Below are 20696 nucleotides of genomic sequence, written 5' to 3' on the forward strand. Positions count from 1 at the left end.
CCGGAGATCAGGAAACGGGGAGTTCCCCAATTACGGTCAGAGTTTGCGTCGCTCGCGTGACTGCGACGTAGAGGTCTTGCCAGCCTTGCGGTGAGGCATCCACGATCGCCGCTGGCTTATCGACGATGACGTGGTCGAACTCCAACCCCTTCACCTCGTCTACATTGTCTGCGGTGAGTACCGCGACCATCCCGCCGAGGCGTGAGAGCTCAGCTCGCACGGCCTCGGCGTTCGTGTTGTCGGGAAGCCACCGGACCGATTCGTGCTCCTCCGCCTCGCCTGATTCGCGCACCGTCGCGGCCGGGGTGGCCTCCGGATCAATGACCTGCAGGATCTTGTCGGCGACACGCATGATGTCGCCAGGGGTGCGGTAGTTCACCGTGAGTTCATGGGAGCGGTAGCGCTGGCCGACGAACGGCTCGAGCGCGCTGTCCCACGTGTCCACGCCCGCCGGTGAGGAGGTCTGCGCAGTGTCACCCACCAAGGTCATCCACCGCGAGGGGCAGCGGCGGAACACCATCCGCCACTCCATTGCGGACAGCTCCTGGGCTTCGTCGACGATGACGTGCCCGTACGCCCAGGTCATATCCGCTTGTGCTCGCTGGGCGGTGGACCGGATGTCCGTCTCACGTTGGCGGCCGGCGAGCGTTTCAGCATCGATAATGTCGTGCGCGGACAAGACTTCGGCTTCAAACTCGTCGTCGGTATCGGTGTTTGCTGAGGATGCGAGGATGTCGAGTGCGTCTTCAGCGTCTGCGACGAGCTCCCGCCACTGCCGTTCGGCCTTTTCAGCTTCATCGCTGGGTGTGGGGATGCCGACGAGGGTGTACAGCTCGTCGATAAGCGCCGTGTCAGACGCCGTGAATGCGGTGCCGTCAGCGCGGTAGAGCGCGTCTTGGGTCAGCTCGTCATAATCGAAGGCTGCGGCGGCAATAGCCTCCCGGTCGCTGAGGAACTCGGCGAGCACCTCCACCGGATCGAGCTCAGGGAAGTGCTTATCGACGAGCTGAGCCACCTGCGGGTCATCCGCGAGATCATCATGAAGCTGGTCGACATCCGCCTGGGACAGTAGGTTAGACCCGCCGAGGGGGTCTTCACCGATGCGCTTGGCCAGGGCCTCCGCAACCAGTTGCGTCAACGCTTCGGCGAAGAACGGGCGCGCTTCGTTGTGGGGTTTGCGCGATCGACGTGCCCTTGTGCGGGCAGCGGTGATCATGGACGCAGTGGCGGCCAGATCAATGCCGTCGACGCGCAGCAGCTCGTCTTGCTCGGGAACTGTCTGATAGTTCCACACCGCCCGCTTGAGAATAGTGGCCATGTCCTGGCACCCCTTGACCTCGCGGGCGACAAGACTGTCAGTAGCGGCGGGGTCAAATCCTGGCACGAGCTGATCCACGGTGTTCAAGACGACACCGGTTTCACCCAGTTCCGGTAGAACCCGGGAGATGTAATCGAGGAAGGTGCGATTCGGCCCGACAATGAGGACACCAGTGCGCGCGAGCTGGTCCCGCCACGTGTACAGCAGGTAGGCGACACGGTGCAGGGCGACCGCGGTCTTGCCCGTTCCCGGTCCACCAGAGACAACCAGGACTCCACGGGTCGAATCCCGGATGATCTGATCCTGCTCGCGCTGGATAGTTTCCACGATCGACTGCATGTGCCCGGTGCGCGGTGCGTTCATGGCACGGCGCAGAGCCGCTTCGCTGCTGACGTCACTTGTCGTGCCCGACGTTTCCCCAATGGTGTCAGCGTCATCCCAGCCGGAGAGCACTTCGTCATCCACCGCCGTCACGGAACGGCCGCGCATACGGATGTTGCGGCGCGTCTCCACGCCTTCGGGGTGGGCAGTTGTGGCCAAGTAGTAGGGCCGCGCCATCGGGGCGCGCCAGTCCAGCAAAAGAGTGCGGTAATCATCGGCGCGGTCGTCGATGGCCATGCGGCCGATGTAGCGGCGGTCCACGTTCTCCCGGCCGTCGGCGGGATTCTCCGGGGAGTCATCCGCGACGTCGATCCGCCCAAAAACCAAGCCGGTTTCAACGACGTTGAGATCATCCAGTTTCGCGTTCAGGCCGTGATACTCCGTCTCACGGCGAACCAAAGCATCCGCATCCGGGTTGTCTGGGTCCACGTCCAACGCCACAGCCTCAAGCCGTCGCTGGGCAGCCTGAACCTCCGCGTCGAGCCTGCCGAACAAAGCATCCGCGTAGTCCTGTTCCTGGGCGATCTTGGAATCTGTCACCGAGCGCCTAACCTTTCTCTTCCCACCGAAGGAGTGTGCCAGTAAGCAAACAGCCCCGAGACAGGGAGTATTCCCTGCCGCGGGGCTAGTAGGTGCGACCCGGTGAATTAACCGAGCTTCTTCTGCACCTTCTTCACAGCCTTCTTAGCCTGCTTCTCGGCCTTGTTCGCCCTCTTCTTCCACTTACGCTTCTGCCACCAGCTCGGGGAGGCGTCCAGCTCATCGAAAGCGTGCTGCAGGTTCGTGATGGCATCCTGCGCACGGCCCTGCGCCTTGTCAGCAGCCTTGTTGACCTTGCGCTTGCCCTTGAACTTCTCCCACTCGGACGGGCCGAGGTCATCGAGAGAACCCTGCAGGTCGCTCACAACGGAATTGACCTTGCGCTTGGCCTTGAACTTGTCCAGCTCGGACGGGGTCAGATCCTGGACCTTGTCCTGAGCGTCACCAATGAAGCCCTTGACCTGGCGCTTCATGCGGGCCTGCTCGAGCTTGTTCGGCTTGAGGTCCTTGTAGGTGCCCTCAGCCCAGTCGGCAGCGTCAGACGCAGCATCCTGCGCCTTGTCGGCGAACTTGGACGCGGTCTTCTTCCAGTCATCCTTGTTGTCGTCGACGTAGTCAGCGACCTCGGAAGCTGCCTGCTGTGCACCCTCGGAGACAGTCTCCGCGGTATTCTGGAACCACTCGCTGGCCTTGCTCATGGCCTTCTCGGTCTCAGACTGAGTCGGCAGAGCGGACTGGATGTTCTTGTTCGCACGCTTGGCGGCATCCTGTGCGCGCCATGCCAGACCCGGCTTGCCTTCGGTGTCAGCAGTAGCCAGCAGAACACCGCCAAGCAGAGCGACGTTGGTCAGAGCGCCGGTGCGCATCTTGGCCTTCTCCTCGTCGTTCTTGGCCTCCCAGAACGCGTTGCGGGCCATCAGGGTGCACACGGTGGACCCTGCGAGCAGGCCAGCAGAAAGACGCGACATCTTGCCCAGAGCGAAGGTGGCACCCGCGCCGATCTTCACACCACCGTTGATCTTTGCCACAGTCTCCGGGTCGGAGGGAATGTAGCTTGCGTACTGTGCCGGCAGCACAGACTTAATGGTGTTGACGACCTTCTCTGCGCCCTTAGCGTGCTCAGAGGAGCTCGTCACCGTTCCCACGCCGTCTGCGATGTACACAGACGCAAGCATGGGGCGAGCAAGTTTGCGGATCATACTCACTATTCCTTTTCTTATAGGGGTCTTTCTCTACCCACTGTAGACCGATTCCACGGCAAGCGTGCCGGAAATTCTCCGGCAGAGACCTACCAGCGGCGCTCCCACCACTCGTCTAGCTTCGGCCGTTCCTCACCGAGAGTTGTCGGGTCGCCGTGGCCCGGGCGGACAATCGCGTCATCGGGGAAGCGATCGAAGATTCGCTCTTTCACGTCGTTGAAGAGACGGATGAAGTCGCCTTCACCGTTGGTCTTGCCCAACCCGTCAGGGAAGAGGGAGTCTCCGACGAAAAGATTGGTGGTGCCGTCGATCTCAGCCGCGATAGCGGCACCGCCCGGAGTGTGGCCGCGCAGAATGTAGACGGGGAAGGAGTGCCCGGCGAACTCGAGGGTGTCTTCGTTGTGCAGTTCCTTGTCGGGAGCAACCGGCAGGGCAGGGGCATCGAGGAAGGAACCCCAATGAGTCGCACCAGTGCGTTCAAGGATGTCTTCGAGCGCACCGACGTGGTCCCAGTGCCGGTGCGTTGTCAGCACATCGGTGATCTCCACTCCGGCAGATTCGGCCATGGCGAGCAGGGTGTCGGGCTCGCAGGCGGCGTCGATAAGCAAGCCCTGCCCCCGCGAGCACAGCAGATAGCAGTTGTTGTCCATCTCAGAAACAGACACGTGATGCAAGGTGAGGTCCATGCCGCCCCACTGTAGGGGAATGAACAGGGACGTAGATGTGTTGGTAAATTCGTTCGAGGACCCGCAACGCCCGAAATGGAGGACAAGTGGCCGACAAACTCACTGTGCGCGGAGCGCGCGAACACAACCTCAAAGGCATCGACGTGGAGCTGCCACGCGACAAGATGGTCGTGTTCACGGGCTTGTCGGGCTCGGGCAAGTCCTCGCTGGCGTTCGACACGATCTTCGCGGAAGGGCAGCGCCGCTACGTCGAATCGCTCAGTTCTTACGCGCGCATGTTCCTCGGCCAAATGGACAAGCCGGATGTCGACTATATCGACGGTCTGTCGCCGGCTGTGTCCATTGACCAGAAGTCGACCAACCGCAATCCGCGCTCGACGGTGGGCACGATCACGGAGATCTACGACTATCTCCGTCTGCTGTACTCGCGCGCCGGCACCCCGCACTGTCCGGTGTGCGACGCCGTCATCGACCGGCAAACTCCGCAGCAGATTGTGGACCGCGTCATGGAGAACCCGGAGCGCACGAAGTTCCAGGTGCTCGCGCCCATCGTGCGCAAGCGCAAGGGCGAGTTTGTCGACCTGTTCTCTGACCTGTCCGCCCAGGGGTATGCCCGCATCAACGTCGACGGTGAGACCTACCAGCTCTCCGAACCGCCGAAGCTGGAAAAGCAGGTCAAGCACAACATCGACGTCGTCGTCGACCGTCTCACTGTGAAGGAAAGCCAGAAGCAGCGGCTCACGGACTCCGTCGAGACAGCATTGAAGCTTGCCGACGGTCTCGTCGGGTTCGATTTCGTCGACCGCGACGCGGACGACCCCAACCGCGTAGAAATCTTCTCTGAAAAGATGGCCTGCCCGAACGGGCACACGCTCAACGTGGAGGAGTACGAGCCGCGCGCGTTCTCCTTCAACTCTCCCTTCGGCGCATGCCCCGCGTGCGACGGCCTGGGCACCCGCAGCGAGATCGATCCGGACCTGGTGATTCCGGACCCAGACGCACCGGCCGTCGACGCGTTCCAGCCGTGGAACTCCTCGCCGAACAAGGGCTACTTCACCAAGCTCATCGTCGCGCTCGGCAAAGCGGAGGGGTTTGATCCGCATGAGCCGTTGTCGTCGCTAAGCAAAAAGCACCGCACGGCGCTGATCGACGGCACCTCCACGAAGGTGTCCGTCCGCTACAAGAACCGCTACGGCCGCCAACGCAACTTCACCGCCGCGTTCGAAGGTGTGAAGGGCTACTTGAACAGGAAGATCGAGCAGTCCGAGTCGGAGCACGCGAAGGAGAAGTACCTCGCCTACACCCGCGATGTCGCCTGCCCGACGTGCAACGGTGCGCGCCTCAAGCCCGAGATCTTGGCGGTTCGCCTCGACTCGAAGACGCACGGGGAGAAGTCCATTGCGGGGCTGACCGAGCTGTCCGTCGAAGACGCGTCCCAACACCTAGACAACCTCGTGCTCGGATACCGCGAGGAAATGATCGCCGGGGCCGTGCTCCGCGAGATCCAGGCGCGCCTGCACTTCCTGCTCGACGTCGGACTGAACTACCTGACGCTGTCGCGCTCTGCGGGAACGCTCTCCGGCGGTGAGGCACAGCGCATCCGTCTGGCTACTCAGATCGGTTCGGGTCTGGCTGGTGTGCTTTACGTGCTCGACGAGCCGTCGATTGGCCTGCACCAGCGCGACAACCAGCGCCTCATCGCGACGCTGCAGAAATTGCGCGACTTGGGTAACACCCTGGTTGTGGTCGAGCACGACGAAGACACCATTCGGGCCGCCGACTGGCTTATCGACGTCGGCCCCCTCGCCGGTGAATACGGCGGCAAAGTTGTGTACCAGGGCGAGCCGAAGGGCATTGAGAAGGTCGAGGAGTCCCTGACCGGTGCCTATATCTCCGGCCGCAAGGAGATCACGGTTCCGGATGCACGCCGCCCGCTGGACAAGGAGCGGAAGCTGCGCGTCGTCGGTGCCCGCGAGAACAACTTGGACAACGTGTCTGTCGACATTCCGCTGGGCATGCTCGTCGCGGTGACGGGTGTGTCCGGCTCCGGCAAGTCCACGCTGGTCAACCAGATCTTGGCGAAGACCCTGCAGAACCGCCTCAACGGTGCGCGCCAGGTGCCCGGCCGTGTGAAGAAGGTCGATGGCCTCGAGCACCTGGACAAGCTCGTGCAGGTGGACCAGTCGCCGATCGGCCGCACGCCGCGCTCGAACCCGGCGACGTACACCGGTGTCTTCGATAAAATCCGCAACCTGTTCGCGGAGACACAAGAAGCGAAGGTGCGCGGTTACAAGGCGGGGCGTTTCTCCTTCAATGTCAAGGGTGGACGCTGCGAGGCTTGCCGCGGTGACGGCACGATCAAGATTGAGATGAACTTCCTGCCGGACGTCTACGTCCCCTGCGAAGTGTGCGGCGGCGCGCGCTACAACCGCGAAACGCTCGAGGTCCGCTACAAGGGCAAGAACATCGCCGAAGTTCTGGACATGCCGATCAGTGAGGCGACCGATTTCTTCGAGCCCATCACATCGATCCACCGCTACTTGCAGACGCTGTGCGATGTCGGCCTTGGCTACGTTCGACTGGGTCAGTCCGCTACGACTCTTTCCGGTGGCGAGGCCCAGCGTGTGAAACTCGCCGCGGAGCTGCAGAAGCGCTCCAACGGCCGGACGATCTACATCCTGGATGAGCCCACAACGGGCCTGCACTTCGAGGACATCCGCAAGCTCATGCTCGTGCTCAACGGCCTGGTGGACAAGGGCAACACCGTCTTGGTGATTGAGCACAACCTTGACGTGATCAAATGCGCTGACTGGATCATCGACATGGGTCCGGAGGGCGGCTCCGGCGGCGGAACCGTTGTTGCGCAAGGCACGCCGGAGAAGGTGTCCAAGGTGAAGGGGTCCTTCACGGGCGAGTTCCTCGCGGATGTGCTGACGACGTAGCAAGGGGGCGACCATAACCGAGTCCACGAGCGACGACCTCGTTGTGCTCTTCACTGACGGGGAGAAAGTAGTCCTGCCTGACGGCCTCGAGCACTCCGATCCGCTGTACGTCGTGTGTTTTTGGGAGTACAGCGGAGACGGTGAGAAGGACTACTTCATCCAGCGGACTGAAATTGTCCGCGGAGCGACCGACGTGCTCCAGGTCATCGACTACGCGCGGGAGTCGCTCGCTGAGGACGAGCTAGGCACGACCTTCGGTGTATTCGTGATTCCACCGGATCCGTCAGGCACGCGTGAACACATTGACCTCGTCCGTCTGTATGGAGAGGTGCCGCAAGGGCCGTTTGAAGAACCCGCGACTTTCGGCTGGACCATGTACGTAGCCGAAACGGAGGCCTCCGGGACAGTGCGGGGGATCGGCGACCCGCCCGACCCCCGCGAAGCACGGCTACTCCGGGCGGGAGCGCGGGTGGAGAAGTAGCGCTCCTACATCTCGGGGGCTGGCGGTGGAGTGTCCTGCGGGGGTTGGGGTTTGTGAGGTACCGGGCCACCATGTGCCGGTGTTGCGGCGGGGGCCTGTACACCATAAGGTCCCGGTGTCTCTGGTGCTCCTGGTGCCGCCGTTGCCGCGGGCTGAGGTTGCGAGCCACTGTTTCGTTGTGCTCCCAGAACCGCGACCGCGATAAGGAGCAGGCCGGAGACGGTGAACGCCAGTACCCTTGGAATGCCGCTCAGGGAGGCCATATCGAAGAACACGAGCTTTCCTGTTGCGACTAGGGCGAGAACCAGGCCGGCTGTGCGCGCGGACTTCGGGTTCGAACCGGATTCGGGGCGTGGTCGTTTCAACAGCAGCCAGGAGGCGAGAGCCATCACGGCGATCGAGACGGACATATGGCCGATCAGGAATCCAATGTCAGCGCCTGTCAGCGAACTGCGATCACGAGAGGAGAATGGCTGATCGCTCGGCTCAGGCCGCGGCGCAACGAAATCACCGATGATAGTGGTGATGCTGACCCACGAGACCATTGCCAAGATGAGTCCGGCTCCCGCGAGAGCGTTCTGGGCCTCGGTGGGCATTGTGCGCCAGAGTTTCCTTTGAGTCGCGACGACGATGAGGACGGCTGAGAGTGCGATCGCCTCAATGAAGATATAGGAGTCGAGCCCGAACCCCGTGTAACCGCCCGTCGTGATCAAAAGGAGCACACGGACGTTGATGAAGAGGACGATCACCCACGCAAACGTCACGCCGGGAAGATGTACAGGGCGGGTACGGAAGAGGAAGGTTGCGCCGATGAAGGCCATCATGAAGACGATTACGTAGATCGTGTAGCCGAGAACGGACCACTCCAAGGATGCAACTGCATAAGCGACAAGGAACGTCAACGGCGTGACAATGAGCCAACCGTTGACCATGGTGTCGGAGGCGCGCCTAGTGAGAGTGACGAGGACGCACACGATGCATGTTGCAACAACGGGCAGCCAGACGGACCAAGCGTCTGTGATTCCAAAACATGTCCACATGACAAGAGTGGGCATGATGACCGCGTTCAGGATCGGCGGGTTCTGTGACTGGGCGGCCGGTGTGGCCGGGATGAACAGCTCTGACACAACGAGCATGACTGCACCGGCTACCGCGATAACAACGATGACGTTTACTGGGCCTTCCTCAAGCATGCTCGAGACCCACAGAGTCTGCCACGCAAGTAGCGCCGCCGTAGCGGTGCGCACCAAAGCGTGGAGATTCTTTTCGCCGGCACGGAGTTTCCACGTGACTACGAGTGCCGAGAGCGGTGCGACCATTGCGATAGTCGTTTGAAGCACATCGAATGGGTACAGGCAGAAGTGGTAGACGAACATGGACAGACACATGCACAGCACGAGGCCCAGATTGTTCCGTACGGTCGCTAGAACGAGATAGATCATCCACAGGAATATGAAGAACGCGCTCAAGGCGAGGGCTGGGAGCCAGAGCTTCACCCAGGTGACGTAGTACAGGTCGGCATAGATGACCAGTAGAGATGTGATGTACAACGCCGTGACACCTGCCGATGGACCGCGGCGTGTGTCTACCCGGATACCGATGCCCAGTAGCGCGACCCCGAAGATGAGCGCGCCCACCGCGCGGCCAACGGGGCCGAGGAGACCGGTTTGAATGGCCAGGGCGATACCGAAACTGGCGCCTGCAAAGGTAATGAGAGAACCGATGATGGCTGCTACCCGGACTATCTTCTGCTCCGGAGTCAGACTCGGCTTTCGTGGGGCTGAGGGGGCGACAGGCATCGTTGGGCCAATGGGCGGCGGTGACGCTGGATACGGCGACGGTTGCCCCGCCTGGGGTTGGGGAGGCTGCGGCTGCTGAGGCTGTGGTGGCGCGGCGGGAGCTGACACAGCTGCGGGGGCAGACGAAGGCACCGGAACGGGTCCAGGGTCGGAATTTAGCGGGGCAAGGGAGTGGACAATGTCGTCGATAAGCTGTTGGCTGTGCGTGGTCACACGGCGCAGTTCTTCTAGCTGGCTTAGAAGCTTCTCGTTGCTTGTCATACCCTTTAGACTGAAATCCGCTCCAAATGGTTCCATCCGGGAAGGTGTTTTTATCACCTCGTTACCGAGATTTGGCCGAACGTGACCTTGGATGCTAGGGTTCTATTCACTACCGCCTTGCGCGATGTTTCACCGATTTCTCATTGGAGATGCAAAGCGCGGGTTGCAAGTGGAGTTACTCCCACCTGATGCCGCCAGCTAGATGGAAGGCTAAGGGTCAAAATCACGGTAGGTTCGCGTAAGCGCGCCTGCCGTGGACGGATGAACTCCCACGCTATCTCTGAGAGAGCGTGGGTTTTTGTTTGGGGGAGCTGCGTTTGCGGTTCGGTAGCGAACCATTGAAACCCTTCACACTCTAGGAGTTCTCATCAGCGCTGAAGCTCGGATCAACGAACGCATCCGTGTTCCTGAAGTTCGTCTCGTCGGCCCGTCCGGCGAGCAGGTTGGCATTGTCCGTACCGATGACGCACGCAAGCTTGCATACGAGGCAGACCTCGACTTGGTTGAGGTTGCGCCGAATGCAAAGCCGCCCGTGTGCAAGATCATGGACTACGGCAAGTACAAGTACGAGCAGGCCCAGAAGGCCCGCGAGTCCCGCAAGAACCAGCAGCAGACAGTGGTCAAGGAGCAGAAGTTCCGGCCCAAGATTGATGAGCACGACTACCAGACCAAGAAAGCCAACGTTGAGCGTTTCTTGGAGAAGGGCAACAAGGTCAAGGTGACCATCATGTTCCGCGGCCGCGAGCAGTCGCGTCCGGAACTTGGCTACCGCCTGCTGGAGCGCCTCGCTGAGGACATTCAGGAGGTCGGCCAGGTCGAGTCCCGTCCGAAGCAGGACGGCCGCAATATGACGATGGTCCTGGGCCCGGTTCGCAAGGGCAAGAAGTAGATCGTAGAAGCACCAAAGGATTTACAGACATGAAGCAGAAGACCCACAAGGGCACCGCTAAGCGCATCAAGGTCACCGGTTCTGGCAAGCTCCGCCGCGAGCAGGCCGGTAAGCGCCACCTGAACGAGAAGCTGTCGGCTAAGCGCCGCCGCAAGCTCTCCGGCACCACCGACGTTGCTAAGGGTGACGTCAAGCGCACCAAGCGTCTCCTCGGCAAGGCTTAAGAGCGCCCTGCCTCCCAGAAACAATCCGTAACGAGAAGTAAGGAAGTATCACTGTGGCACGTGTCAAGCGCTCAGTTAACGCCAAGAAGAAGCGTCGCGCCATCCTCAAGTCCGCGAAGGGCTACCGCGGCCAGCGTTCCCGCCTGTACCGCAAGGCGAAGGAGCAGTGGCTGCACTCCCAGACCTACGCGTACCGCGATCGTCGCGCACGCAAGTCTGAGTTCCGCAAGCTGTGGATCCAGCGCATCAACGCTGCAGCCCGCATGAACGACATCACCTACAACCGCCTCATCCACGGCCTGAAGCTGGCTGAGGTCGAGGTTGACCGCAAGATCCTCGCGGACCTTGCTGTGAACGACTTCGCTGCATTCTCCGCCATCTGCGAGGTGGCCAAGAACGCTTTGCCGGAGGACGTCAACGCCCCGAAGGCAGCTGCCGCCTAAGTCGCGTTGTGCGGTTCTCCGCGCATTGCTTATCGACGCCCCGTGCGCCACGGTTCCGAACCTGGCCGCGGGGCGTTTGGCGTGTATGCCCCTCATTGGGGCTTACCGAAGTTCCGCGGGTGGGGTGAGCGGGGGTGGTGTTTGGTGGTGTTTGCACCCGGTATTCCTGTCAATTTTTCCGCGGTCGATCATGGCGCGGACCTCGGCCATCCCGCGTTTGTGCTCAGGTAAATATCAGCTCAGACTTCGTTTCCGCTTACATTCTGTGACATTGATCTTTTACACTTCGGCACCGCTCCGTCGCTGAAACGACGGGCGGGTGGATGCGACATGACGCTTCACCGAGGTACCGACAGAAAAGGAACGTCAATGAGACACAAGAAAACAGCGGCCGTCGCGGTAGTGCCTGTAAGCCTCGTGCTGTTAGCCGCAGCGCAAATACCGGTTGCAGGGGCGCAAGATGCGCGCATCACCGATGCTCCGAGAATTGACACGCAGGTGCAGGACGATGAGGCTCCGACGCGCTTCATCGTCGAGTTCACAGAGGAGCCAAGTGCTCCTGAGGAGCGCGCCAGCATTCTCAATTCAGCGACGGACGACCCGCTTCCCGAGGTCACTGAAGTTCGTGAGCGTGAAGACGGCACGAGTGTCGTGGCGGCTGACAAGCGCATGAGCGATGAAGAAGTCCAGGAGTTCATCAAGGACACCCAGAACAGCGGGAAGGTCGCGCACATTGAAGAGGATGTGCGGATGTTTCCCATGGCTGTCAATGATCCTCGCATGGGGCAACAGTGGGCGTTGAACGGAATGGCAGGCCCGAGCATCGAAAGCGCGTGGGAGAATGCTCCGAAGCGGGGCGACGGGCAGACGATCGCTGTTCTGGACACCGGCATCACCTCGCACCCTGATTTGGATGAGAACGTGGCCGGGGGATATGACTTCATTTCTTCTTCCAAGCAGGCTCGCGACGGGGATGGCTGGGACCCTGACCCCCGTGATGAGGGCGACTGGGGGGAAGCGGGCATCTGCGGTGGCGGTGGCGGCAGGCCGTCACCATCTTCCTGGCACGGCACCCACGTTGCAGGTACGTCGGCCGCAGTGACGGACAACGGCGAAGGGGTAGCCAGCGTTGCGCCGAATGCAACGCTACAGCCGGTGCGCGTCATGGGACCGTGCGGTGGCTACAGTTCCGACATCTTCGATGCGATGGATTGGGCCTCTGGTGGCACAGTGAGGGGAGCTGAAGACAACCCGAATCCCGCCAGCATCATCAACATGTCGCTGGGTGGCCCGGGCACGTGCTCCCGCTACTACCAGGAAGTCATCGACAGGGTACGCAGCCGCGGCACCGTCGTCGTTGTCGCCGCTGGCAATGAGAACCAGAACGCGGCCAATGTTTCGCCAGCTAGCTGTAGTGGAGTAGTGACGGTGGCCGCCTCAGGTCAACGGGACGAGAAAGCAAGCTACTCCAACTATGGGGAGTCAGTAGACATCACGGCTCCTGGCGGCGACGCACGCCAAGGCGGCGGGATTCTGTCTACCTACAACTCCGGGAGCAAGCAGCCGGAGCAGCCGAACTACGGCTCGCTGCAAGGCACGTCCATGGCGACGCCGTTTGTTTCCGGTGTCGCTGCACTGATCCGTGGAGAGAACCCAGACATGAGCCCGGAGGAGGTTGCAACTCGACTACGGGACACGGCGCGCCCGATCAAGGGCTCGTGCGCAGGCTGCGGCAGCGGCATCGTCGATCCCGCTGCTGCCGTCGGCGGGCAGGGTGGCGACACCCCGCCGGTCCGGGAACCGGAGAGTTAATCTTCGCTCCCGGAGCACTGCGCGGCCCCGTGCGCCACGGTTCGCAACCTGGCCGCGGGGCGCTCGGCTTACGGAACCTACCTGAGAAGGCTGTTGTGAGTGTAGGTTGAACCCCAGCAGCGAGGTCAGGAGGGTATCGGTATGGCGGTGAGAGTGGGCGGTGCGCCGTCGGAAAGCGCGTGGCTCTTCTTCGACCGTACGCTGAACACGTACGTCTGCAAAGCCGCCCAGCGAAGATAAACCGAAGCGCAAGCCGAATCCCGTGGTGAGAGCGATGAAGGATTTCGCGATGCAGTTGATTGGTCTCCACCTGGGGTACTTGCTCCCGGTTGCCGTGGTTCTCACGTTCGGATTGCCGGCGGTGCTGGTCATCGTTTTCTTCCTGAACATTGAGCGGATGAATTCCGGTGTCGGTGGTCTGGTCATGTTCGCAATCTTGATAGCGCTGGGAATCGCGTGGTTCTTCGTCATGAAACGCATCGTGTCTGATCCCGACTTTCCTCATTCGATCTCGAGGAAGGCGCGCGGCGTGCTGACCAATCCGCTTGTGAAGCAAGCGCAGCGCGGCACGTTCAACGGCATCAACGAAGTTCCGCACGCCTTGCCTTACGCGCGAGCGTTGTTTGAACGGCAGCAGCGCGGGCTCGAACTAGAAAACATGCTGCCTTTTGACGTGCAGATCGCTCACGACATCGAGTTGAACCCCGGCCGGAGTTCGAATCTCATTCGCGTCGCGGAAACTGAGGTGCGCGCAGTCAACCCCATTGCGTTTACTCGCGTCGATTCCGCAGCCTCGGCCACGAACCCGGACCCGAACGACCGTTTCCTCCGGGCACTGGTCGACGAAGCCCGATCGACGAGGACTCTTCCCGTTGGGCATATCATTTCCACCCGTGGAGGCGTTGTTGTGGCAGACGTCAAGTACTGGCGGGGGACTCTGACTCAGACATCGAAGCACACCTTGGTGGATCATGCCCTCGGTCTCGAGGAGCTGTCGCGCCACCGGTCGGTGACCGCGCTCGCCGAAGCAGGACGGTTCATCAACGGCGGTGACGTAGCTTTGATCCTCGTCATCGTTGTCGGAGGCAAGGTCGAGGGCGGACAGCTGGAGACACGAATGAAGGGGTTTCCGGTCGTCGTCGCTGAGTGGGAGGAAGCAATGTCGGTTCTCCACCACCTCGACGCGAAGAAGAATGTCGAACCGGTCTCTATCGACACCATTCTCGAGAACAGCCCAGTTGCTTAAGCAAGGTGGGTGAGCTGACATGAAGTAGCTTCGGGCTAGGTAGCGGCGTTCACTCGGTACTCTTGGGGGTGTGGCAGAAGTTGTCGAGCTCGACTTCCCGTTCACCGGATGGTGGCGCGCACGTAATAGCCCCGCCCGCCGGGTGCCCAGTCACGGCTCGCACATGCTGGGGACTACGTACTCAATTGACTTCATCGGTCTGTCCGAAGGTGGTCGCACCGCGCCGTGGAGCTGGTCCACTCCTTTCGGATTGGAGGATCCGGAGTCGTTCCCGTCATTCGGGTGCGACGTGCTCGCTCCCGTTGGCGGGGAGGTGGTGGAGGCATGGGACGGAATTGCAGACCATGAAGCGCGCCGGTCGCCGTTCCGGCTGCTGCCGTACATGCTTGGCCAGCGGAAACGCTTGCGCACCGGCGGCATCCGGGCAATCACCGGAAATGCCGTGGTGGTGCGGTGCGCAGCAACCGGGTACTACGTTGCTCTTGTGCACCTGAAGCAGGGGAGCGTGACGGTAACAGTCGGGGATAGTCTCCGTGCCGGCGACGTGATCGGCCAGTGCGGAAATTCGGGGAACAGCACCCAACCACACGTTCACGTGCAGGTGACTGACTCACTGGACTGGACGCACTGCACAGGCATCCCAATGGCTTTTCGTGCGAGCCCGGATGAGACGGCGTGGATGCCGGGGGAGAACGAGATTTTCCATGTTGCCGAAACGCACCGGTGATACGCGGTGGCGGGTACCACGATGACACGGATGCACGCGAAAGCGCTTAGCATCGAAGTCACATTGCACCCGATTCCGGAGGCTGTCGCCTAATGGCTCTCGACTTTTCTGAACCGTTCACCGAACGCACCCCGCGCGTGGTCAACGCCGCCAAGCTGAACCGGGCGGCCGGCCGGAAGAAGGCTGGTCGGTTCCTTGCAGAAGGAGAGAATTCGGTGGAGGCCGCCGTTGCCACGGGCGCGGCAACAGACCTCTTCGTCACTGAAGCCGCTGCCGATCGCTTTTATGACGTAGTGACCACCGCCGCCTACATGGACGTGTTCACTCACGCCATCACGGACAAGGCCGCCCAGTCTCTCACTGACACAGTGCACACAACCGGCATTTTCGCCGTGTGCAAGCCGGTCACCTGGACGCTCGGCTCTGTGCTCACAGGTCGCCCCAAACTCGTCGCGGTGTGCGTGGGCACGAATGATCCGGGCAATGCGGGAACCATCATCAGGCTTGTCGACGCGCTCGGTGCCGACGCCGTCATTTTCGCCGGTGACACAGTCGACCCAGAGTCCCCGAAGGTAGTCCGTTCTTCTGCCGGCTCGCTCTTCCACGTGCCGGTGGCGCGTGAGCGCGACGTGAACGGTGCGATTGGTCAACTCCGAGCAGCGGGTCTGAAACTGGCGGCGACCACAATGGGCGGAGAAGTCTCGCTCGACGACCCCGGCAACGCGCTTGATCAGCCGACTGCCTGGCTGTTCGGCAACGAGGCGCACGGGCTTCCCGACGATGTACTGGCTGCCGCTGACTATCGCGTCTCCATCCCGATCAAGGGCTCGGCCGAGTCGCTGAATCTTTCCACGGCCGCGTCCATCTGCCTGTGGGAATCCGCCAAGATGCTGGGGGATTGAACCTTTAGCCGAGGCACGGTGGAACGGGGCTAGCGCCCGGGCAAGAATGACAGTATGCTGTCATGTATGACCAAGCTGCTAGCTTGCTACGCCACAGACACCATGGCCGACTGGGAGTTTGCCTACCTCACGACGCTGGTTGCTCGGGCGCAGCAAGCGAAACCGGGGACCTGCGAGATCCAGTTCGTGGGAGACAGAGTGGAAGACGTTCACACTCTCGGCGGTTTGAACCTCAAGCCAGATGTTGATCTCGATGAGCTTGATCTCGACCAGTTGAGTGTCTTGGTTATCCCAGGAGGGGACACCTATGGCTCGGGTCATGAACCACTCTTAGAGATTGTCCGAGAATGCGAAAGGCAAGGAGTGCCGGTTGCCGCCATCTGTGGCGGCACTATCGCACTCGCGCGGGCTGGAGTACTCGATCATCGCAAACACACCTCAAACGCCATGGAGTTTCTGGTCGGGACCGGTTATCTAGGGGCCGACAACTACTCGGACGCGCCCACGGAAAGTGACAGGGGAGTGATCACAGCGTCTGGCATCTATCCCGTGCAGTTCACGGCCGCTGTTCTGCGTGAGATTAATTTGCTCTCAAACGACCTCATCGACTCATGGGAGAAGCTCTACTTGGGTGACCCTGAGATATTCCCAGAGTTTATGGAGGCTCTAGATGCCTGGCAGAACGCCTGAGGGGGATGCTCTCACAGACCTCGTTCTGCCCCTCTTTGAGGTCGCTGCTGAACTGGAGAGCGCAGCTATGTCGATCACGGATGGTACGAGCCTGTCGCCAGCGATGTGGAAAGTTCTGGGCTTGGTCATCGATGAACCGTTGACGGTCGCGGAGATCTCCCGCCGATTAGGAAACGCGCGTCAGAGCGTGCAAAGACTGGCTAACGTTGCCGTCGAAACGGGGGCAGCACAGTGGCAAAGCAATCCCGCGCACAAACGTTCGCCTTTGCTCGCACTCACTCCAGTAGGCAAAGCCAACCTTGCTGAACTCCGGCCGCGCCAACACAGGTGGGCGAATGCGGTTGGCGGCAAGATGGGCGAGGAGGAATTGCAATGCCTCTCGAGCCACATCGAGAGGCTTCTTAGTACCTTGCGGGATGTGAGCATTAATAGGGCCCAGCTCACGGTAGCCGAATAACTGGGCCTTGCCGCGGGGAAACCGAGGTGCGCAGGTATGCTGGTGACCGTTTTGAAAACGTATGTCTGGAAAGGCGCGGGTGAACGGTAGCGTGGCTGATCAGAGCACTCCCACACCGGAAATCGAACTGACCGAAGAGAGCTTGAATGCCGCTGCGGATGCAGCCATCGCCGCCTTTGAGGCGGCGGAGGATCTCACCGCCCTCCAGGCCGCCAAGCGCGCGCACCTTGGTGAGCAGTCGCCGATCATGCAGTCACGCAAGGCGCTCGGTACTTTGCCCAAGGACCAGCGTAAAGATGCCGGACGGTTCGTGAACATGGCCCGCGGCCGGGCTGAGAAACGCTACAGTGAACTGCACACCGAGCGTGAGGCGGAGTACCGCGAGCAGCAGCTGCGCGAGGAGAAGGTCGATGTCACCCTGCCGACGTCCCGTGCACAGGCCGGTGCAATGCACCCAATTACGACTCTCAGCGAGAACATTGCAGACATCTTCATCGGCATGGGCTGGGAGGTTGCCGAGGGGCCGGAGGTTGAAGCTGAGTACTTCAACTTCGACGCGCTCAACTTCATCCCGGACCACCCGGCGCGCACGCTGCAGGACACGTTCTACGTCGGCAGCGAGCGTTCTCGCCAGGTCATGCGCACGCACACCTCACCGGTACAGGTGCGCACGATGCTCGAGCGTGATCTGCCGATTTATATCGCATGCCCGGGCCGTGTGTTCCGTACGGATGAGCTCGATGCGACGCACACGCCGGTCTTTCACCAGGTGGAGGGGCTCGCCGTCGATAAGGGCCTGACCATGGCGCACCTGCGTGGCACCTTGGATCACCTGGCCAAAGTCCTGTTCGGGCCGGAGACGAAGACGCGCATCCGCACCAATTACTTCCCGTTCACGGAGCCGTCCGCAGAGGTGGATGTGTGGTTCCCGAACAAGAAGGGCGGCGCCGGCTGGATCGAGTGGGGCGGCTGCGGCATGGTCAACCCGAACGTCCTGCGTGCGGTCGGCGTTGACCCGGAAGTCTACTCCGGGTTCGCGTTCGGGATGGGTATTGAGCGTACGCTGCAGTTCCGCAATGGACTGACCGATATGCGCGACATGGTTGAAGGCGACGTGCGGTTCACCCAGCCGTTCGGAGTACAGGCTTAAGGGATAAGGGGAGGAAAAGAAAGATGCTGATTTCCCAGAACTGGTTGATGTCCCTGCTGAACAACGCCGGCAACCCCGGCTGGACCGTGAGCGCTGAGGAGCTCGACGCCGGTTTCGTGCGCGTGGGTTTTGAGACGGAAGGCTATGAGCCTCTGCCGGAGATCACCGGCCCGCTCGTTGTGGGCCGCGTGAAAGAGATCGAAGAGCTCACGGAGTTCAAGAAGCCGATCCGTTACTGCCAGGTCGACGTTGGCCGGGCCAACGGCACTGGCGAACTGCAGGGCATTATCTGCGGTGCTCGCAACTTCAAGGAGGGCGACCTCGTGGTCGTCTCCCTCCCAGGTGCCGTGCTGCCGGGCGGCTTCGAGATCGCCGCGCGTGAGACCTACGGACACATCTCCAACGGCATGATGGCCTCGGAGGCTGAGCTCGGCTTCACCGCCACGAGCGACGGGATTATCGTCCTCGAGGAGGGTGCCGGCGAGCCCGGCCAGGACGCCCGTGAGGTGCTCGGCGGCCCGGATACGGTCTTCGACGTTAATATCACCCCGGACCGCGGATATGCGCTGTCTGCACGTGGTCTCGGCCGCGAGGTCGCTTCCGCATTCGACCTCGAGTACAAGGACCTTGCCGCAGATCCGTCTATCGCGGGCATCGATGTCAGCGATGTTCCGGCCCCGGCCGGCGATCTCATCCCGATCACTCTTGAGGAGTCCACGAAGGCGCAGCGCTTCGGCCTGCGCATGGTCGAGGGTATTGACCCGAAAGCTCAGGCGCCGTTCTGGCTCAAGCGCGTGCTCATGCTCGGTGGTGTCCGTTCCGTCAACGCCGCGACCGACGTGACCAACTTTGTCATGCTGCTCACCGGCCAGCCAATGCACGCCTTCGACGCTGACAAGATCGCCGGCGGTCTGCGCGTCCACAACGCTCAGGGTGGGGAAGAGTTCGAGACGCTTGATCACGTCAAACGCACCCTCACTGCGAACGATGTGGTCATCTCCGACGACAACGGCATCCAGTCCCTGGCGGCGATCATGGGCGGCACGACATCGGAGATCTCCGACGAGACCACCAATGTCTACTTCGAGGCGGCATCGTGGGACGCGCTCACCGTCGCACGCAGCGCACGCCACCACAAGCTCAGCTCTGAAGCTTCTCGACGTTTCGAGCGCGGCGTTGACCCCGCCATCATCGAAATCTCCCTCGACATTGCCTGCGCACTGCTGGCAGACATCGCTGGCGGAACCATCTCCGACAAGCGCACCCTCGTCGGCGACGTCAAAGACCGCGCGCCGATCGAGATGCGAGTGAGCCGCCCGTCCGAGCTCATCGGTGTCGACTACTCCAAGGAGACAGTCGTACGCCGCCTCGAAGAAGTGGGGTGCGCTGTAACGGGCGACGACGAGACTTTGCGCGTCACCCCACCGACGTGGCGCACTGACCTCAACGAGCCGGTCGAGCTGATCGAGGAGATTGTTCGTCTCGAGGGCTTGGACGATATTCCGCTCGAGCTGCCGACCCCGCGCGGTGGTCGCGGCCTGTCCCCGGTGCAGCGCCGCCGCCGCGCCGTCACGCACGCGCTAGCGTACTCCGGCTATGTGGAGATCATTCCGACGCCGTTCATGCCCAACACGGTTTTGGACACCTGGGGACTCGAGAGTGGCGACAAGCGCCGCAAGACCGTGCAGGTCCAGAACCCGCTTGATGCCGACTACGCCGTACTGGCCACGACGCTGCTGCCGACGATGCTCGAGGCCGTCGGCCGCAACGTCGCTCGGGGCCGCACGGACCTGGCCCTGTACTCGGTCGCGCAGACCGTGTTCAAGACCGCCGACGAATCTCCGATGCCGAGCGTGCTGGAGCGTCCGACTCCGGAGGTGCTTGAGGAGCTCATCGGTTCCCTGCCAGAGCAGCATCTGCACGCCGCTACCGTGGCGATCGGCAACAAGGAGCTTGAGGGCCCCTGGGGCAAGGGTCGTACGTATACGTGGGCGGATGCGATCGAGTCGGCTCAGATCGTCGCTAAGTCCTGCGGTGTGGAACTGGACATCGAGTCTGCCGAACACCTGCCGTGGCACCCCGGACGTTGTGCGCAGCTTTCCGTCGATGGCAGCGTTGTCGGCTACGCGGGTGAACTCCACCCGCAAATTCTCGAAGCCCTCGGTCTGCCCGAGCGCACCTGTGCGATGGAGATCGATCTGACCGCGCTACCGATAAGCGAGAACCTGCCGGCTCCGGTTCTCTCGGCGTTCCCAGCACTGCACCAGGACATTGCGCTCGTTGTCGATGATGACATCCCGGCTGAAACTGTGCGTCGCACGCTCGTCGAGACGGCAGGCGAGCTGCTGGAAACCGTTGAGCTTTTCGACGTCTACCGCTCCGACGCCCTCGGCGACGGTAAGAAGTCGCTCGCATTCGGTTTGGTGTTCCGTGCCTCTGACCGCACTTTGACGGACGAGGAAGCTAATGAGGCTCGCCTGGCTGCTGCGGAAGCGGCTGCTCAACGTCTCGGAGCCCAGATGCGCGCATAAAATGAATATGGTGGAATA

The 20696-nt window shown here is 61.6% G+C and carries 17 protein-coding genes; 13 read left to right on the plus strand and 4 right to left on the minus strand.

Features of this window, described 5'->3' with window-relative positions:
• Window positions 1-7: 7 nt before the first annotated feature.
• From KBX18_RS03715 to KBX18_RS03725, 3 genes are all read right to left on the minus strand, one after another.
• Window positions 8-2239, minus strand: a complete 2232-nt coding sequence (locus KBX18_RS03715; RefSeq protein ID WP_255994863.1) for a UvrD-helicase domain-containing protein — start codon at window positions 2237-2239, stop codon at window positions 8-10.
• A 107-nt stretch (window positions 2240-2346) separates the two neighbouring features.
• The gene (locus KBX18_RS03720) at window positions 2347-3438 is read right to left on the minus strand and encodes a DoxX family protein (protein ID WP_255994864.1); all 1092 of its coding nucleotides are present in this window, start codon (window positions 3436-3438) and stop codon (window positions 2347-2349) included.
• Window positions 3439-3527: 89 nt separating this feature from the next.
• A complete protein-coding gene (locus KBX18_RS03725) occupies window positions 3528-4124 on the minus strand; it encodes an MBL fold metallo-hydrolase (protein WP_005290305.1) in 597 nt (198 codons plus the stop codon).
• 86 nt (window positions 4125-4210) lie between these two features.
• Here KBX18_RS03725 and uvrA point away from each other — a divergent pair, with 86 nt between their 5' ends.
• Window positions 4211-7066 (plus strand): excinuclease ABC subunit UvrA, encoded by a 2856-nt coding sequence (gene uvrA / locus KBX18_RS03730; protein ID WP_255994865.1) that lies wholly within the window; start codon window positions 4211-4213, stop codon window positions 7064-7066.
• 43 nt (window positions 7067-7109) lie between these two features.
• A complete protein-coding gene (locus tag KBX18_RS03735; RefSeq protein WP_255994866.1) occupies window positions 7110-7547 on the plus strand; it encodes a hypothetical protein in 438 nt (145 codons plus the stop codon).
• 5 nt (window positions 7548-7552) lie between these two features.
• On the opposite strand, the gene KBX18_RS03740 is transcribed toward KBX18_RS03735, so the two are convergent.
• Complete coding sequence (locus tag KBX18_RS03740; RefSeq protein WP_255994867.1) at window positions 7553-9607, minus strand: DUF2339 domain-containing protein; 2055 nt, start codon at window positions 9605-9607, stop codon at window positions 7553-7555.
• A 337-nt stretch (window positions 9608-9944) separates the two neighbouring features.
• Between KBX18_RS03740 and infC the strand changes: the two genes are divergently transcribed.
• From infC to pheT, 11 genes are all read left to right on the plus strand, one after another.
• Window positions 9945-10496, plus strand: coding sequence for a translation initiation factor IF-3 (gene infC / locus KBX18_RS03745; RefSeq protein ID WP_083770299.1), 552 nt, complete (start codon window positions 9945-9947; stop codon window positions 10494-10496).
• A gap of 29 nt (window positions 10497-10525) precedes the next feature.
• Window positions 10526-10720: a 50S ribosomal protein L35 gene (gene rpmI / locus KBX18_RS03750; RefSeq protein WP_005290299.1), complete on the plus strand. Its 195-nt coding sequence runs from the start codon at window positions 10526-10528 to the stop codon at window positions 10718-10720.
• Window positions 10721-10773: 53 nt separating this feature from the next.
• Window positions 10774-11163: a 50S ribosomal protein L20 gene (rplT, locus tag KBX18_RS03755; protein WP_005290298.1), complete on the plus strand. Its 390-nt coding sequence runs from the start codon at window positions 10774-10776 to the stop codon at window positions 11161-11163.
• Between the two features lie 369 nt (window positions 11164-11532).
• The gene (locus tag KBX18_RS03760) at window positions 11533-12975 is read left to right on the plus strand and encodes a S8 family peptidase (protein WP_255994868.1); all 1443 of its coding nucleotides are present in this window, start codon (window positions 11533-11535) and stop codon (window positions 12973-12975) included.
• Between the two features lie 289 nt (window positions 12976-13264).
• Window positions 13265-14221, plus strand: a complete 957-nt coding sequence (locus tag KBX18_RS03765) for a hypothetical protein (protein WP_255994869.1) — start codon at window positions 13265-13267, stop codon at window positions 14219-14221.
• 70 nt (window positions 14222-14291) lie between these two features.
• Window positions 14292-14948 carry a M23 family metallopeptidase gene (locus KBX18_RS03770; protein ID WP_255994870.1) on the plus strand — a complete coding sequence of 219 codons (657 nt, stop codon included), beginning with the start codon at window positions 14292-14294 and terminating at the stop codon, window positions 14946-14948.
• A gap of 92 nt (window positions 14949-15040) precedes the next feature.
• Window positions 15041-15850, plus strand: coding sequence for an RNA methyltransferase (locus KBX18_RS03775; RefSeq protein ID WP_255994871.1), 810 nt, complete (start codon window positions 15041-15043; stop codon window positions 15848-15850).
• Between the two features lie 66 nt (window positions 15851-15916).
• Window positions 15917-16540: a DJ-1/PfpI family protein gene (locus tag KBX18_RS03780; protein ID WP_005290293.1), complete on the plus strand. Its 624-nt coding sequence runs from the start codon at window positions 15917-15919 to the stop codon at window positions 16538-16540.
• A gap of 67 nt (window positions 16541-16607) precedes the next feature.
• Window positions 16608-16997, plus strand: a complete 390-nt coding sequence (locus tag KBX18_RS03785) for a MarR family winged helix-turn-helix transcriptional regulator (protein ID WP_255994872.1) — start codon at window positions 16608-16610, stop codon at window positions 16995-16997.
• A gap of 61 nt (window positions 16998-17058) precedes the next feature.
• Window positions 17059-18147, plus strand: a complete 1089-nt coding sequence (gene pheS / locus KBX18_RS03790; protein WP_005290287.1) for a phenylalanine--tRNA ligase subunit alpha — start codon at window positions 17059-17061, stop codon at window positions 18145-18147.
• A gap of 23 nt (window positions 18148-18170) precedes the next feature.
• Window positions 18171-20678, plus strand: coding sequence for a phenylalanine--tRNA ligase subunit beta (gene pheT / locus KBX18_RS03795; RefSeq protein ID WP_005290286.1), 2508 nt, complete (start codon window positions 18171-18173; stop codon window positions 20676-20678).
• Window positions 20679-20696: the final 18 nt, after the last annotated feature.

Origin of the sequence: Corynebacterium sp. CCUG 69979 (assembly GCF_024454095.1) — a bacterium.
GTDB classification, from domain to species: domain Bacteria; phylum Actinomycetota; class Actinomycetes; order Mycobacteriales; family Mycobacteriaceae; genus Corynebacterium; species Corynebacterium genitalium.

What these genes read in the sequence shown, in the direction of transcription:
- KBX18_RS03720 (WP_255994864.1), bottom strand. Translation starts at nt 3,438, where the DNA reads ATGATCCGCAAACTTGCTCGCCCCATGCTTGCGTCTGTGTACATCGCA.
- KBX18_RS03725 (WP_005290305.1), bottom strand. Translation starts at nt 4,124, where the DNA reads ATGGACCTCACCTTGCATCACGTGTCTGTTTCTGAGATGGACAACAAC.
- KBX18_RS03740 (WP_255994867.1), bottom strand. Translation starts at nt 9,607, where the DNA reads ATGACAAGCAACGAGAAGCTTCTAAGCCAGCTAGAAGAACTGCGCCGT.
- rpmI (WP_005290299.1), top strand. Translation starts at nt 10,526, where the DNA reads ATGAAGCAGAAGACCCACAAGGGCACCGCTAAGCGCATCAAGGTCACC.
- KBX18_RS03760 (WP_255994868.1), top strand. Translation starts at nt 11,533, where the DNA reads ATGAGACACAAGAAAACAGCGGCCGTCGCGGTAGTGCCTGTAAGCCTC.
- KBX18_RS03765 (WP_255994869.1), top strand. Translation starts at nt 13,265, where the DNA reads ATGCAGTTGATTGGTCTCCACCTGGGGTACTTGCTCCCGGTTGCCGTG.
- KBX18_RS03775 (WP_255994871.1), top strand. Translation starts at nt 15,041, where the DNA reads ATGGCTCTCGACTTTTCTGAACCGTTCACCGAACGCACCCCGCGCGTG.
- KBX18_RS03780 (WP_005290293.1), top strand. Translation starts at nt 15,917, where the DNA reads ATGACCAAGCTGCTAGCTTGCTACGCCACAGACACCATGGCCGACTGG.
- KBX18_RS03785 (WP_255994872.1), top strand. Translation starts at nt 16,608, where the DNA reads ATGTCGATCACGGATGGTACGAGCCTGTCGCCAGCGATGTGGAAAGTT.
- pheS (WP_005290287.1), top strand. Translation starts at nt 17,059, where the DNA reads ATGTCTGGAAAGGCGCGGGTGAACGGTAGCGTGGCTGATCAGAGCACT.
- pheT (WP_005290286.1), top strand. Translation starts at nt 18,171, where the DNA reads ATGCTGATTTCCCAGAACTGGTTGATGTCCCTGCTGAACAACGCCGGC.